This is a genomic window from Lysinibacillus sp. NPDC056220 (genome assembly GCF_049315265.1).
Taxonomy (GTDB): domain Bacteria; phylum Bacillota; class Bacilli; order Bacillales_A; family Planococcaceae; genus Lysinibacillus; species Lysinibacillus pinottii.
The window spans coordinates 817,054-832,835 of the sequence record NZ_JBMOXD010000001.1; the positions used below are offsets into that span (position 1 = coordinate 817,054).

11 protein-coding genes are annotated in these 15,782 nt (G+C 38.3%); 1 reads left to right on the plus strand and 10 read right to left on the minus strand.

Going from position 1 to position 15,782, the window contains the following annotated elements:
• Positions 1 to 321: 321 nt before the first annotated feature.
• The 7 genes from ACOZBY_RS03930 to ACOZBY_RS03960 all read right to left on the minus strand — a co-directional run bounded on the left by ACOZBY_RS03930 (position 322) and on the right by ACOZBY_RS03960 (position 10,306).
• Positions 322 to 1,632: a murein hydrolase activator EnvC family protein gene (locus ACOZBY_RS03930; protein WP_031418728.1), complete on the minus strand. Its 1,311-nt coding sequence runs from the start codon at positions 1,630 to 1,632 to the stop codon at positions 322 to 324.
• Between the two features lie 62 nt (positions 1,633 to 1,694).
• Entirely contained in the window at positions 1,695 to 2,579 is an 885-nt protein-coding gene (ftsX, locus tag ACOZBY_RS03935) for a permease-like cell division protein FtsX (protein WP_031418727.1), read from the minus strand.
• Positions 2,569 to 3,255 carry a cell division ATP-binding protein FtsE gene (ftsE, locus tag ACOZBY_RS03940; RefSeq protein WP_025116775.1) on the minus strand — a complete coding sequence of 229 codons (687 nt, stop codon included), beginning with the start codon at positions 3,253 to 3,255 and terminating at the stop codon, positions 2,569 to 2,571. Before ftsE ends, ftsX begins: the two co-directional genes overlap by 11 nt.
• Positions 3,256 to 3,495: 240 nt before the next feature.
• Positions 3,496 to 4,683 (minus strand): DUF4097 family beta strand repeat-containing protein, encoded by a 1,188-nt coding sequence (locus tag ACOZBY_RS03945; protein WP_289449399.1) that lies wholly within the window; start codon positions 4,681 to 4,683, stop codon positions 3,496 to 3,498.
• 195 nt (positions 4,684 to 4,878) lie between these two features.
• Positions 4,879 to 7,746, minus strand: a complete 2,868-nt coding sequence (gene uvrA / locus ACOZBY_RS03950; RefSeq protein ID WP_031418725.1) for an excinuclease ABC subunit UvrA — start codon at positions 7,744 to 7,746, stop codon at positions 4,879 to 4,881.
• Positions 7,747 to 7,753: 7 nt separating this feature from the next.
• Positions 7,754 to 9,733, minus strand: coding sequence for an excinuclease ABC subunit UvrB (gene uvrB, locus ACOZBY_RS03955; protein ID WP_012292921.1), 1,980 nt, complete (start codon positions 9,731 to 9,733; stop codon positions 7,754 to 7,756).
• A gap of 324 nt (positions 9,734 to 10,057) precedes the next feature.
• The gene (locus ACOZBY_RS03960) at positions 10,058 to 10,306 is read right to left on the minus strand and encodes an IDEAL domain-containing protein (RefSeq protein WP_012292920.1); all 249 of its coding nucleotides are present in this window, start codon (positions 10,304 to 10,306) and stop codon (positions 10,058 to 10,060) included.
• A gap of 226 nt (positions 10,307 to 10,532) precedes the next feature.
• On the opposite strand from ACOZBY_RS03960, the gene ACOZBY_RS03965 reads away from it, so the two are divergent.
• Positions 10,533 to 11,042, plus strand: a complete 510-nt coding sequence (locus ACOZBY_RS03965; protein ID WP_031418723.1) for a competence protein ComK — start codon at positions 10,533 to 10,535, stop codon at positions 11,040 to 11,042.
• 40 nt (positions 11,043 to 11,082) lie between these two features.
• Here ACOZBY_RS03965 and prfB read toward each other — a convergent pair.
• From prfB to secA, 3 genes are all read right to left on the minus strand, one after another.
• Positions 11,083 to 12,187, minus strand: a protein-coding gene (gene prfB / locus ACOZBY_RS03970; protein WP_206700897.1) for a peptide chain release factor 2 whose coding sequence is annotated in 2 segments (ribosomal slippage) — positions 11,083 to 12,111 and positions 12,113 to 12,187 — 1,104 coding nt in all. Because the reading frame shifts where the segments join, the coding sequence is not laid out codon by codon here.
• Positions 12,188 to 12,288: 101 nt separating this feature from the next.
• A complete protein-coding gene (locus tag ACOZBY_RS03975; protein ID WP_230584340.1) occupies positions 12,289 to 12,825 on the minus strand; it encodes a competence protein ComK in 537 nt (178 codons plus the stop codon).
• Between the two features lie 352 nt (positions 12,826 to 13,177).
• A complete protein-coding gene (gene secA / locus ACOZBY_RS03980; protein ID WP_012292916.1) occupies positions 13,178 to 15,688 on the minus strand; it encodes a preprotein translocase subunit SecA in 2,511 nt (836 codons plus the stop codon).
• Positions 15,689 to 15,782: the final 94 nt, after the last annotated feature.

Here is a 15,782-nt window from a genome sequence, read left to right on the forward strand (position 1 = left end):
CACCTCCGAAAGATACATACAGCATAGCATAGAACGTTTTCAAAATAAGCCTGTTTCACATTGTGTTCAGAAAATCTTAAGAAATATACCCCACTATGTATATATTCATCATAACATTAAATAGAATTTGATAATAGGAAAAGGAAGGTGCCTCCCTTTTTCAACACTACCTTCAATAATTACTGTCTATCAAATAGTTATGTTTAGCTAGTAATTCTATTATTTTTTGCTGGAGCACTAAACATAATTAAGAACTTCATAATGATGAAGGACAAAAAAAAGCTACACACTAGATTGGCTCTAATGTATAGCTTATAGTTTTTACAACGGAATATATTTTAACGGGTTTACACTACCAACTGCCTGTCCTCTCCAAGGACCAATGTGCACTTCGAAGTGTAAGTGTGGACCAGTAGAACGACCAGTACTACCCATTGCAGCAATTTGCTGTCCCTGTGTTACTTCTTGTCCTACACTCACATTAAATGAATTTAAATGTGCATATACAGTTGTATAGATTTGCCCATCTACCGAATGTGTAAGAATGACCACATTTCCATATGAGCTTAATGGTGCAGCGTAAGCAACTACACCATCTGCTGCTGCCCAAATTGGTGTCCCTGTTGAATTGGCAAGATCTACACCATAATGGAATTCTGGGCCTGCTCCAAGGTTACGCCATCCATAAGGTGATGTTAAACGACCATTCGTTGGTTTTATCCATGTGCCGTTTGATTGAGGGGCATTGACTGTACCACCAGATGAGCCACCACCGCCATTGTTGGCAGCAGCTGCAGCAGCTGCAGCCGCGGCTGCTTTACGCTTTGCTTCTTGTTGACGAGCAATTTCTGCTAAACGCTTTTGCTCAGAAATAATTTGATCCTGTAATTCTTGGCTTACTTCCAAAGCCTCTGAATACTCTTTTTCAAGTAATACTTTTTCTGATTTTAGCTTTTCTTGCTCTTTTTCTAATTGGTCAACTAATTTATTTTTCTCAGTTTTTTGGCTATTTAATGAAGCTTTTAGTCGTTCAAGCTCCGCTCGTTGGCCTTCTAATTTTTTTCGTTTTTCTTCTACACTTTGCTTTTGTTCTTCTAATTTTTGCTTATCATCTTTTTGATCTTGAATAATTTGACGATCCGCTTCCATTAAGGCATTGACCGCAGAGAATCGATCAATAAAGTCAACAAAACTATTAGAACCTAATAATACATCTAAATAGCTAACAGAGCCTCCTGCTTGAATTGCTCGAGCTCGCTCTTGTAACAAAACATCGCGCTCTTCAATTTTATGCAAAAGTTCTTTAATAGACTCTTCTAGTTTTTTTATTTCTTCATTTGTTGCTTGAATTTCGGTTTGTACATTTTTTATATCACTATTTGTTTTGTCGATTTCAGCGTTTAATGCTTGAATTTGATCTATGATTTTTTGTTGTTTTTCTTGATTGGCTGTAATTGCATTTGATTTGTTTGAAATGGATGAATTTAATTCATTTTTCTTTGTTTCAATTTGCTTTTTTTCTTCTTTTAAATCCGATAAACTTGTTGCAAACGCTGATGGAGTTTGGATAAAAAGAATGAGAGCAGATGCTACTGCAAGTGTTTTCAATGTGTTTTTCGCCTTACTTTTCACCTATTGAACTCCCCTTCGACTATTCATTTTCCCACTCACAAATATCCGCTGTGAGTGCTAATCTAAATTTTTAAAAATTTACGCACTGACATGAAGCTTCCCCAAATACCGATCAATACACCAATGAGTAACAAAAGACCGCTCACTTGATACACAAGTGGAGAAAAATCTAATACTTGGATGAGCTCACCTTGTAAACGAGGTGCAATAATTTTATATATATTGTGGTAAAGGGTTGTGACAACCGCAATCGGAATAATAGAACCTAAAATACCGAGCCACATTCCTTCCAATAGGAAAGGGATACGCACAAATGAATTCGTGGCACCTACTAGTTTCATAATTTCGATTTCATCTCGTCGAGCAATAATCGTAATTCGAATAGTATTTGAAATTAAGAAAATTGCTGTGAATAATAACCCTAAAATAAGCACGATTCCTACATTACGACTCATATTTAAGAAGTTAAATAGTTTTTCTACTTTTCCTTCGCCATACATAACGTCATATGTATACTCATATTTATCAATCGTCTTCGCCACTTTTGCCGTTTGCTGAGGTTCAGTAGCTTTTACATAAATTACATTACGTAATGGGTTACTTTGCTCAAATAGTTTAAAATCGTCACCAAAATCTTTGACTAATTTGGTTAACTCATCTTCCTTAGTTGAGTAGTTCATTTCTAAGACACCAGGTAATTTTTTAATTTTCTCAATGAGTGCTTTTTCAGCGGCCTCATCTGCTGTCTCATCAATTAAGACTTTTATCTCAACGTCGTTTTCTAAATCAGTTGCCACCTTATTTAAATTCATCATAATAAGCGCAAAAACGCCAACTAGAATAAGTGTAACTGTGACTGCACTGACAGACGCAATAGTCATCCAGCTATTTCGTCCAAGCGACTTTATACTTTCACGGAAGTGGCGCTTTACTGTACTAAATTTCATAGCCGTATTCACCTCCGTGTTCATCACGGACAATTAAACCGCCCTCAATAGCGATCACTCGACGTCGAATCGTATTGACAATTTCACGGTTATGGGTCGCCATTACAATGGTTGTCCCCCGCGCATTAATTTCCTCAAATAAATTCATAATCTCCCATGAAGTTTCTGGATCAAGGTTTCCTGTAGGTTCATCCGCAATCACAACTTTTGGTACATTGACGATAGAGCGTGCAATGGACACACGTTGTTGCTCTCCCCCTGAAAGCTCATTCGGAAACATTCTGGCTTTATGCTTTAATCCAACAAGCTCTAAAACTTCCATAACGCGACGTCTGATCTCATCAGGCTGTTCCTCGATTACTTCTAGTGCAAACGCTACGTTCTCATACACGTTCAAACGAGGTAATAATTTAAAATCTTGGAAAACAACACCAAGTTGACGACGCAAAAAAGGGACTTTCTTATTCTTTAACGTTGCTAAATCGATACCATTAACAATAATCTGCCCTGACGTTGCTTTTTCTTCACGGTACATCAATTTGATAAATGTAGATTTACCTGCACCACTTGGGCCAACTACATACACAAATTCTCCCTGCTTTATATTTACAGAAATACCATTTGTCGCAACAACGCCATTGGGGTACTTCTTTGTCACATTTTTCATTTCTATCATGATTAAACCACCTAAAACTCTCACTATGTAAGAGGTATTTCATTTACTATTATAGCACTCTATTTCTGTTTTTTTATTACAGTTTCATTTCAATCCGTGGTAGTTCCTTCTATTTCGTTCTTTCCTTGCCATAATCCTTAAAAATATGACATACAATAAAAACAGCAATCGACGACATACGGTGTCGATTGCTGTTTCACAAGAAAAAAGCATCCAGGCAATCAGCCTGAATGCTTTGTATTAAACTTGCTGCTCATCTGATGTTGTGTAGCGAATTAAAACAGCACCTGTTTTTGATTCTCCCTCAATAAATAAGCGATTTGCATGTTCCACTTCTTTATCAAAACGGACAACTTTAGAGAGGAATTGATCTTGTGACTCCATTTTGGAAACATCCTGTATTCCGACGTCTACTTTCCCAAAGTTAGTTACCACTTTACCACTTAATGAAATAGTTCGAGGTACATATAATTCAACCGCTCCTGCAACAGTTTGAGCTTTTATTTTGGATGAATTTGTTGAACATGTTGTCACCACAACATGTCCATTCACAGATTTAGCTTCTACTTCATCCAACGCGCCATCTAAATAAACGCGACCATTTAAAGTTTCAGCTTCTAAATCTTTCCCGCGAACCTTCGTTAATTCAATGGAGCCATTAGAGGAATCTACTTCCGCTTTCCCAAAACTGAACTTAGTCCCTTTAATAGCACCATTTAATGTTTTCACCTTTAATTCTTCAACATCTGTATCCTGTAATGAAACACTACCATTCATAAGTCGGACGGATAGCTTTTCAAGTTTATCCTTTGGAACAAGTACCTTCGCATTGACTTGAACAAGCTTTAATTGACTTAGAATTCGAAGTGAATGCTCATCTTCTTTCACAACAAATTGCTCTAAAAAGTGATTGCGTGTTTCTTCTTCACTTTCATTCATAAGCGGTGCCTTCACCTTGCAAATAACTTGAATTGTATCTCCCTCACTGGATTCCAATGAAAAGTTACCATTCGGTAATTCAGCGATAATGCTTTCTACATTGGCAGCAGCCACTTCTTCTGTATGTGTAAACTCAATTTTGTCGCCAAATGGAGAAGCAACATCAAATTCCTTCACCTTTTTGACAGCTGTATTCATCATATCCATAAAAAGAGAACCAATCTGCGTTAAATCTTTACGGAAATCTTGCATCTCATCTTGGAAATGTTTCATAAAATCTTCTTTTTTCTTGTCGCCATCTTTAGACTTTTCTTCAAATAGTGACTCTTTGTCAGTTGAAAATGACTGTGACTCTTTAGACACATCATCCATAACATTTTGAGTAGATTTGCCAGATTGCTCTAATGCCTCTAATAATGTAATCGCCTCTTGTGCCGAAATCGTACCTTTTTCTACAAGTTCTAAAATTCGTTGACGTTCATTTTGCATAACTAAATAGCCTCCCTCAGTTCGTTATACTATTTATACGATTCTTTAATTGAAAAGTTTCACTGCAAAATTGAAATAATATGGATTTTCTATCACAACCAAGGCTTTCCTTCTCGTCAGCTTGAAAGATGTGCTCCAATCTTCTTTAATTCTATAGATTAAGTAGCGCTTTTCGCATTCCGTTGATGATTAGGATTAAGATTTAGAAGCTTCTGCTAGAACTGCATCCATTCTCATACGGTCGCGTTCTAAAATTGGTTTTAAATACTTTCCTGTGTAAGAACCAGGCACTTCTGCCACTTCTTCAGGTGTACCTGTTGCAATGATCGTCCCACCTTTGTCTCCACCCTCAGGACCTAAATCGATTAGATAATCAGCTGTTTTGATAACATCTAGATTGTGTTCAATGACTAAAACGGAGTCGCCATTTTCAACAAGACGTTGTAGCACGACAAGTAAACGCGCTATATCGTCTGCATGTAAGCCTGTCGTTGGTTCATCTAGAATATAGAATGATTTACCTGTTGAACGTCGATGTAATTCAGATGCTAATTTTACACGCTGCGCTTCTCCTCCTGACAATGTTGTGGCAGGTTGTCCTAATTTCATATAACCTAAGCCGACATCTACAATAGTTTGTAGCTTACGTTGGATTTTAGGAATATTTTCAAAGAACACTACTGCATTTTCAATTGTCATATCCAGAATATCTGCGATACTCTTATCTTTATATTTCACTTCAAGTGTTTCACGGTTATAGCGTTTCCCGTGACAAACTTCACAAGGGACATACACATCCGGGAGGAAATGCATTTCTATTTTTATTATTCCATCTCCACGGCATGCTTCACAGCGGCCACCCTTGACATTAAAGCTAAAACGACCTTTTTTATAGCCTCTTACCTTTGCTTCATTTGTGGTAGCGAAAACATCACGTATATCATCAAAGACTCCCGTGTAAGTGGCTGGATTCGAGCGTGGGGTACGGCCTATTGGGGATTGGTCAATATCGATGACTTTTTCAAGTTCATCCATCCCAGTTACCTCTTTATGTTCTCCTGGTTTAACCTTGGAACGATTCAGCTTCTGTGCCAATGATTTATATAATATTTCATTAATCAGCGTAGATTTCCCTGAACCAGACACACCCGTTACTGCGACAAATAAACCAAGTGGGACGTCGACTTTGACATTGCGTAAATTATTCTCCTTGGCACCCTTAATCGAAAGCTTACGACCATTTGGTTGACGTCTTTCCACTGGCAATGGAATAAATTTTTTACCACTTAAATATTGTCCTGTTAAAGAATTATCATTTTCCATGACTTCCTGTGGTGTACCAGCTGCAACAATTTGACCACCATGTACACCAGCCCCTGGTCCAACGTCAATCAGATAATCAGCTGCTAGCATCGTATCTTCATCATGCTCCACCACAATTAGTGTATTACCAATATCTCGCATGTTTTGTAAGGTGCTAATCAAACGATCATTATCCCGTTGGTGCAAACCAATCGATGGTTCATCTAAAATATAGAGAACGCCCGTTAATCGTGACCCTATTTGCGTAGCAAGACGAATACGTTGTGCTTCCCCACCTGATAATGTGCCTGCTGCACGACTTAAAGTTAAATAGTCTAAACCTACATTGACAAGGAAGCCTAGTCTTTCTTCTATTTCTCGTAAAACTAGACGAGCAATTTGCATATCCTTTTCAGTGAGATCTAGCTCTTTGAAAAATGTATCGGCTTCCTGAATCGAATATTGTGTCACTTCACCAATATGCTTATCAGCAACTTTCACTGCCAATGTTTCTGGCTTTAAACGATAACCCTTACAGGAAGGACAAGCCTGTTGTGCCATATATTTTTCCATTTGCTCACGAACATAATCTGAAGTTGTCTCTTTAAAACGACGTTCTACATTTCGCACAACACCTTCAAATTCAATCATTTGGTCTCGCACATTGCCAAACTCATTTTCATAATGGAAGTGAATTTTCTCTTTGCCTGAACCATATAAAACTTTATCCATCTTGTCCTTTGGTAAATCTTTTACTGGTACATCCATTGGAATCTCATAGTGGTCACATACTGCTTTTAATAATTGAGGATAGTACTGTGAACTTGTAGGCTCCCAAGGTGCAATAGCATGCTCTAACAAGGAACGATCCCAATCTGGCACCACTAAATCTAAATCCACCTCTTGTGTGGAGCCTAAGCCATCACAGCTAGGACAAGCACCAAATGGACTATTAAATGAAAACATGCGTGGCTCTAGCTCTCCAATGGAAAAACCACAAATTGGACAGGCATGATGTTCACTAAACAGTAATTCCTCGTGCTCCATGACATCTACAAGAACACGACCATCTGCTAAACGAAGAGCTGTCTCTAAAGAATCACTTAAACGTGCAGCAATACCTTCCTTCATTACAACACGGTCGATCACAACCTCAATGGAATGCTTTTTATTTTTATCAAGATCAATCGCATCATCTAAATCTCGTAAATCCCCATCAATACGCACACGAACGAAGCCTTGTTTTTTTAAATCTTCCAGTAGTTTTACATGTGTTCCTTTACGACCAGAAACCATTGGCGCAAGAAGTTGCATCTTGGTTCTTTCTGGATAAGATAATAAACGGTCCACCATTTGCTCAATCGTTTGGGAAGTAATTTCTATCCCATGATTCGGACAAATCGGCTTACCAATACGTGCATAAAGTAAACGTAAGTAATCATAGATTTCTGTAACTGTCCCGACCGTAGAGCGTGGGTTACGACTCGTCGTTTTTTGGTCAATTGAAATAGCAGGCGATAATCCTTCAATTGCATCAACATCTGGTTTGTCCATTTGTCCAAGAAACTGGCGAGCATAGGCGGACAGAGACTCGACATAACGTCGTTGTCCCTCCGCATAAATCGTATCAAACGCTAGTGAAGATTTACCTGAACCTGATAATCCTGTTAAAACGACTAATTGATCACGTGGAATTGTGACATTAATATTTTTTAAATTATGAGCACGTGCACCTTGCACGACAATTTCAGTATTTTTCACAAGTCATTCACCCTTCTACCTTCAATTCAAATATTGTATCTCTAAGCTCCGCTGCACGTTCGAAATCAAGCGCTTTTGCTGCTTCCTTCATTTCTATTTCTAGAGAAGCTAAGAGCTGTTCTCTTTCTGCCTTTGTCAGCTTTTTGCCCTTCGTCGCCTTCGTTACATAGGATTCTTCTTCTTCTGCCACTTGTGTAGCACGAATTACTTCTGGTATTTTTTTGCTAATAGTTTGAGGTGTAATACCATGCTCTTCGTTATATGCCATTTGCAATGCACGACGACGTTTTGTTTCATCCAGTGCCTTTTTCATCGAGTCTGTTACATGATCCGCATACATGATGACATGACCATTCGCATTACGCGCAGCTCGGCCAATCGTTTGAATGAGTGAACGTTCAGAACGTAAGAACCCTTCTTTATCTGCATCTAAAATGGCTACAAGTGATACTTCAGGAATATCAAGGCCTTCTCGCAATAAGTTAATGCCAATTAGTACATCGTATGTGCCCTTCCGTAGCTCACGGATAATCTCAATGCGCTCTAATGTTTTAATCTCAGAATGCAAATATTCAACCTTTAAGCCCATCTCCTTCAAATAGGCGGTTAAATCCTCTGACATTTTCTTCGTTAGCGTTGTTACTAACACTCGCTCATCACGTGCAATTCGATCCTGAATTTCATCAATCAAGTTATCTATTTGACCTTCAATTGGGCGGACATCAATTAATGGATCCAATAAACCAGTAGGTCGAATAATTTGCTGGATCATTTCTGGTGTATGCTCCAACTCATAAGGCCCTGGTGTGGCAGATACATAAATAGCTTGATGTACTCGAGCTTCGTATTCTTCAAAACGCAATGGACGGTTATCTAGAGCAGATGGTAAGCGGAAACCATGTTCTACCAGTACCCCTTTACGTGCTTGGTCACCGTTATACATCCCTCGTACCTGTGGGAGAGTTACGTGACTTTCATCTACTACAAGTAAAAAGTCCTCAGGGAAATAATCAAGCAAAGTATAAGGAGTAGCACCTGCTTCACGTAAAGTTAAGTGACGGGAATAGTTCTCAATCCCCGAACAAAAGCCCATTTCACGCATCATTTCTAAATCATAACGCGTTCGTTGCTCTAGACGTTGAGCCTCCAACAATTTATCCTCGGCACGCAATAATGCCAAACGATCTTCTAATTCTTTTTCGATATTTTCAATTGCTTTTCGCATTTTTTCTTCTCGTGTAACGAAGTGGGATGCTGGAAAAATAGCAACATGCTCTCGATCTGATAATATTTCTCCAGTTAAAGCATCTACTTCACGGATACGATCAATTTCATCCCCAAAAAATTCGACACGAATACAATGTTCATCACGTGAGGCTGGGAAAATTTCAACTACATCTCCTCGTACCCGAAACGTTCCACGTGTAAAACTAACATCATTGCGCTCATATTGAACATCTACAAGTTTGCGCAGTAACTGATTACGTTCAATTTCCATACCTGTGCGAATCGATACAACCATTTCACGATATTCTTCTGGAGAACCAAGACCGTAAATACAGGATACAGATGCAATAATAATGACATCATCACGCTCAAATAATGCCGAAGTTGCAGAGTGGCGCAGCTTATCAATTTCATCGTTAATGCTAGAATCCTTTTCTATATAAGTATCTGTCTGCGGTACATAGGCTTCTGGTTGGTAGTAATCATAGTAACTAACAAAATATTCTACAGCGTTATTTGGAAAGAACTCTTTGAACTCACTATATAATTGGCCCGCCAATGTTTTATTGTGTGCCATAATGAGTGTCGGTTTTTTAACCTGCTGGATGACATTAGAAATCGTAAACGTTTTTCCAGTTCCTGTAGCACCTAGTAACGTTTGATGACGCTTGCCTGCCTTCACACCCTCCACTAATTCCGCAATTGCCTGTGGCTGGTCCCCATTAGGCTGATATGGCGCTTGTAAATCAAAAGTTTGCACACCTGTCCCCGTCCTTTCTTTCCAATTTGTACATATATTTTAGCATAGCAATATTAAAATATCGAACATTTAACGAACGAATGTTTGTAAATTTTTTTCTATCCCTAAAATGGAAGATGGCCCATCAACCTTCTACTTTCATCATAGCCGTTTCAACAGGTTTTCAAGCTTTATCTATTCATTAGTCAATTATAGAATGGTAGTCGCAATTTCTCGTTTCTCATTTTTAGTGCAATTTCATAAATTGAGTGCATTGGACCCCACCCACTCTATCATTTCCAAAAACAAAAATCCCGCTCTCCATAGACGCGGAGAGCGGAATAATTAGTATGATTCATCTTCTGTTTGATGCAAGGAGTTTAGTTCGGTTGCGTATTGATAAAATGCGTTTTCATCTTTATCATCGAGCGCTCTATCTATCAGAACTATGAGCTGCTCTTGTCGATGCATACGCTGGATACGATTTAAAAATAAATCTAAATAAATCTCGTTTAATAATCTCTCTGCCTCATCAACTTTTTTTGAATGACCAACGGCTTTTAGAAAATCTGTGTACGAATAATATTTATCCAACGATCTCACCCCGATCCTTTTCTAAATTATATGAAAATTGAAATTAAAAAGCAATGCTTACGATTTGAAAATAACTTGAATTAGCTACTAAACTCGTGAAGTTTAAAGCAAACTCTCTAAGCATTTCATTCATTTATAAGCCTTGTTCCATTATTTTGTATATTTTTTGAAATTCATATTATGTACTACACTACGATTATCAATAGAAAAGGGAGGCACTTTCACTATGACTACCAAATTTGTTAATGGCTATTTAATTTCCTTTAACACTTACTTGCTACAACCTATTCAGCATGACGCTAAAGTTTTTACTCATGTTATTGACAAACATAATGAGCTAATTGTTACTCGGAAACCGATGCATGTACTAAGAAAATCCTGTATATCATTAGGCTCCACCTATGAAGCTGCCAAGCAATCTGCTAAACGTTTTTTTGGTAATCAACATAAGCTACCAATAGTTGTGGCTTTTGATTATGGGTTTCCTTGCATTTTTCTACCAACCTATTCACCGAATTCAATTCATAATATATGGATAGGACTCCATGCCATTACTAACATTACACCTAGTAAAACAGGATGTGTTGTCACATTAAAAAATGATAAAAAGATTGAGCTACCTATTCAATATGCTTCTATTAGTAAGCAGTTTGTAAATGCATCAATGCTCTATAAACATTATATGAACGAACGAAAACAGCTTAGTCAAGACTCCCCCTATCATCCACCCTTTTAACTAAAAGAATCCCCCAAGATTAACTCTTGGGGGATGGATATTAATTAATTTTTGAACGTAAGTACGCATTAATAAACGGATCTAAATCGCCGTCCATTACCGCTCCGACATTCCCTGTTTCTTCATTGGTACGATGATCTTTTACCATAGAGTATGGATGGAATACATAAGAGCGAATTTGCGAGCCCCAGCCAATGTCCTTTTGTTCACCACGGATCTCATCAAGCTGCGCCTGTTGCTTCTCTAGCTCTAATTGATACAATTTCCCTTTTAACATAGCCATCGCTTTTTCACGGTTTTTAATTTGTGAACGTTCTGCTTGGCATTGTACAACCGTGCCAGTCGGGATGTGTGTAATACGAACAGCTGAATCTGTTGTATTGATGTGCTGACCCCCCGCACCTGTCGCACGATACGTATCAATTTTCAAATCTTCTGTGCGAATATCAATTTCAATATTCTCGTCAAACTCTGGCATAACATCACAAGAAACGAAAGAAGTATGACGACGTCCTGAAGAATCAAATGGGGAAATACGCACTAGGCGATGGACACCTTTTTCGGCCTGTAAATAACCGAAAGCATTATGCCCCTTAATCGAAATGGTTACAGATTTAATCCCTGCTTCATCACCAGGAAGATAATCCATTGTCTCCACTTTAAAGCCACGCTTCTCAGCCCATCGTGTATACATACGTAAAAGCATAGAACCCCAGTCTTGTGACTCTGTTCCCCCTGCTCCTGGGTGCAATTCTAAAATGGCATTGTTTTGATCGTATGGACCGCTCAATAATAATTGCAGCTCAAAATCAGCCATTTTTTGTTGGAATTCCACCAACTCTTTTCCCAATTCTTCCTGCAATTCTTCATCTGGCTCTTCACGTAAAAGCTCCAATGTCATATCTAAATTCTCATGTGTTTCTTCTAATTCTTTATATTCATTAACGATTGCTTTTAAGCCATTACCCTCATTAATGATCACCTGTGCACCTTGCTGATCATCCCAGAATCCTGGCTCTAGCATCATTTCATCTAACTCCTGTATACGTGCCTCTTTGTTTTCTAAGTCAAAGAGACCCCCTGAAGTCCACCAATTTTTTGGCTGTAGTATCTAACACATTGCGTACATCTGCTAATTCTATCATTGTAAAATCCTCCGAACGTTTGTAATGGAGCATAGTGTGAAAGCTCCGTATCTTTTTATTATAACGTTTTTACAGAGGAAAACATACATAAATACACGATCCTAAGTCTCGTCCTCAAGCATATCAAGCGTAAAACGTTGAAATACTTTCACACGATCATATTGAACAAGTAAATGCTTCGTCCTTCTCTCTAATCTATATTTTAATAAAAATGCCCGTTGAATACGATACTCTATCGTTTTGACACTAACATCTACAATAATTTCCTGCCCATTCGTAAAGATTATCTTTGTACTCTTTTTATCCACAGAGATATACTCATCAATATGATGGACAGCAAACCATATACATTCCGGATGTAGAGGCGACTTGCTCGGAAACCATAAAATATTACCTCGCTCATCCACAACGATTGGGTTTTTATTAAGCTTACCTAAAATCATTTTTGATCCATCAAAAGCCCCTCTTAAGCTAGAACCATAATAACGCAGATTATAGTCCATTAACTTTGTCGGCGGTATTTTAGAAATATAATCTTTACTTTTTTCCATTACCCGAGTACATAAATTTCCAAAGGAATCATACACAGGCATATACAGCATAGTTTCACTACTCATAATATCCTTCTTATGCATCATTATTCCCCCTTTATGCACTTATGTTTTCAGCCTAAATAAAAAAAGAATATACAAATGTCCGTACATTCCCGCTTTTTTCTACAAGTCGAAATTGCTTGGAAAACTCTATTTCCACCCACATTTCTCCCACCCCATCTTTAATCTTTTGTCACTCTTAATTCTTTGTTTTCAACCCACCTAATTATTAGGTAATAATAGAAGTATTCTCTAAAACTAAATCCCTAATATTACAGCTATTGTATACCCATATTTTACTATTGTCTATAAATTCTGACTTTTATAACAAAAATTTATTTATTTATAAAAAAAAGATCATTTCAACACACAGTTAAAATGACCTTTTCCCTTTATATTATTGAGCTGCGCCATGACAGTTTTTAAACTTCTTACCGCTTCCACACGGACATAAATCATTACGTCCAACATTTTCAGCTTTACGAACTGGTTGCTTTTTCGGAGCAGGACCGCCTTCTTCCTTCGGATTAACAGCCTGACCTTTCGCCACCTCTTCACGCTCAAGATTACTGCGAATTTCTGCCTTCATTGCATACTTCGCAACATCCTCGCGAATGGAAGCAACCATATCTTCGAACATCGCAAAACCTTCTTGTTGATATTCACGAAGTGGATCATTTTGACCGTATGCACGCAGATGGATACCTTGACGAAGTTGATCCATTGCATCAATATGATCGATCCATTTTGTATCAATAGAACGTAATAAAATAACTTTTTCAAACTCACGCATACGCTCTGGAGTAAGCTCTGCTTCTTTTTCATCATATCGAGCATGAACAGCTTCTGAAATCAATTGATTAATGTCTTCAGCAGATTTGCCTTGGAAATCAGCTACTTTTAGTTGACCTTCCTCTAGCAAGTTAGCAGCCACAAAATCATCAATAGCCTTCAGATTCCAATCTTTTTGCTCCCCTTGTGTATAGAGTCCGACAACATTATCGATCGTCTCTTGAATCATCGATTCCACAAGCACACGCATATTTTCTGTTTCTAGCACATCATAACGCTCTTTATAAATAATCTCACGTTGCTGACGGAGAACATCATCATATTGTAATAAACGCTTACGAGCATCAAAGTTATTACCTTCGACACGTTTCTGCGCTGATTCTACAGCTCTCGACACAACTTTTGATTGCAATGGCTGTGTATCGTCCATTCCTAAACGCATCATCATAGACTTCATATTATCTGAACCGAAACGACGCATTAAATCATCTTCTAGTGATAAATAAAATTGTGTCACCCCTGGATTCCCTTGACGACCAGAACGTCCACGTAGCTGGTTATCAATACGACGGGATTCATGTCTCTCTGTACCAATTACCGCTAACCCACCAATTTCTAAAACACCTTCACCAGGTTTAATATCGGTACCACGCCCCGCCATATTTGTGGCAATCGTTACAGCACCCTTTGTACCAGCATTCGCAATAATTTCTGCCTCACGTTCATGGTTTTTCGCATTCAGTACATTATGAGGGATTTTATGTTTATCAAGCAATTGCGAAATAATTTCAGATGTTTCAATCGCAACCGTACCAACAAGAACAGGCTGTCCTGCCTTATGACGCTCTGCAATATCAGCCGCCACCGCTTTATATTTCCCTTCCATAGAAGCAAAAATTAAATCTGGACGGTCATCACGAGCAATTGGCTTATTCGTAGGAATCGCAATAACGCTCATATTGTAAATATTGCGGAACTCTTCTTCCTCAGTTTTCGCTGTACCTGTCATTCCCGCAAGCTTTTGGTACATACGGAAATAGTTTTGGAATGTAATGGTAGCCATTGTCATTGATTCATTTTGAATCTCAACGCCTTCTTTTGCTTCAATAGCTTGGTGGAGGCCATCCGAATATCGGCGCCCCTTCATTAAACGACCAGTAAAGCCGTCAACAATCACAATTTCGCCATCTTGGACAACATAATCGACATCATTATGCATACTCACATGTGCCTTTAACGATTGGTTAATCGCATGATTTAAGCGGACATGTGTTAAATCAAATAAATTGTCAATGCCGAATGCTTTCTCCGCCTTTTCCACACCAGCATCTGTTAATGTAACACCTTTTGTTGACTCTTCGTATGTGTAATCTGTTTCTGCACTTAACATACGTACAAACGCATTAGACTGTTTATACAACTGTGCTGATTTCCCAGCCTGACCGGAAATGATTAATGGCGTACGTGCCTCATCAATTAAAATCGAGTCAACCTCATCGATGACAGCATAGTGAAGTGGGCGTTGAACACGCTCCTCTTTATAAAGCACCATATTATCACGCAAATAGTCAAATCCTAATTCATTGTTTGTGCTATAAGTGATATCCGCTTCATAGGCCGCACGCTTCTCTTCTTTTGACAAGCTATTTAAATTTAAACCTACTGTAAGACCTAAGAAATTATACAGTTGTCCCATCTCAGCAGCGTCACGACTAGCCAAATATTCATTGACTGTGACAACATGCACACCTTTACCAGTAATCGCATTTAAATAAACCGCCATCGTAGCTGTTAACGTTTTACCTTCACCAGTCTTCATCTCTGAAATGTTACCTTCATCAAGGGAAGCAGCCCCCATGATTTGGACACGGAACGGATACATCTCTAACACACGTTTCGACGCTTCGCGACAAACAGCAAAAGCCTCCGCACGAATAGACTCTAACTGCTCCCCATCCGCATAACGCTTTTTAAACTCTTCTGTTTTCGCTTGTAATTGTTCATCTGAAAGCTGTTCCATTTGAGAAGCGAATCCCTCAACCTGGTCAGCGATTTTTTCTAATTTTTTTAACTCACGTTTATTGAAATCAAATAATTTATTTAATAGGTTTGCCATGAATGTTTTTCACTTCCTATATAGATTCAACTTTCATTTTACCATTGTGTAACAGTTTCATGCAAACAGTCACCCTACTTGCATGAGAAAGTCA

Excerpts from the sequence above, each read along its gene's own strand:
- ftsX (WP_031418727.1), bottom strand. The coding sequence starts at position 2,579 with ATGAAATTTAGTACAGTAAAGCGCCACTTCCGTGAAAGTATAAAGTCG.
- ftsE (WP_025116775.1), bottom strand. The coding sequence starts at position 3,255 with ATGATAGAAATGAAAAATGTGACAAAGAAGTACCCCAATGGCGTTGTT.
- ACOZBY_RS03945 (WP_289449399.1), bottom strand. The coding sequence starts at position 4,683 with ATGCAAAATGAACGTCAACGAATTTTAGAACTTGTAGAAAAAGGTACG.
- ACOZBY_RS03965 (WP_031418723.1), top strand. The coding sequence starts at position 10,533 with ATGACTACCAAATTTGTTAATGGCTATTTAATTTCCTTTAACACTTAC.
- ACOZBY_RS03975 (WP_230584340.1), bottom strand. The coding sequence starts at position 12,825 with ATGATGCATAAGAAGGATATTATGAGTAGTGAAACTATGCTGTATATG.
- secA (WP_012292916.1), bottom strand. The coding sequence starts at position 15,688 with ATGGCAAACCTATTAAATAAATTATTTGATTTCAATAAACGTGAGTTA.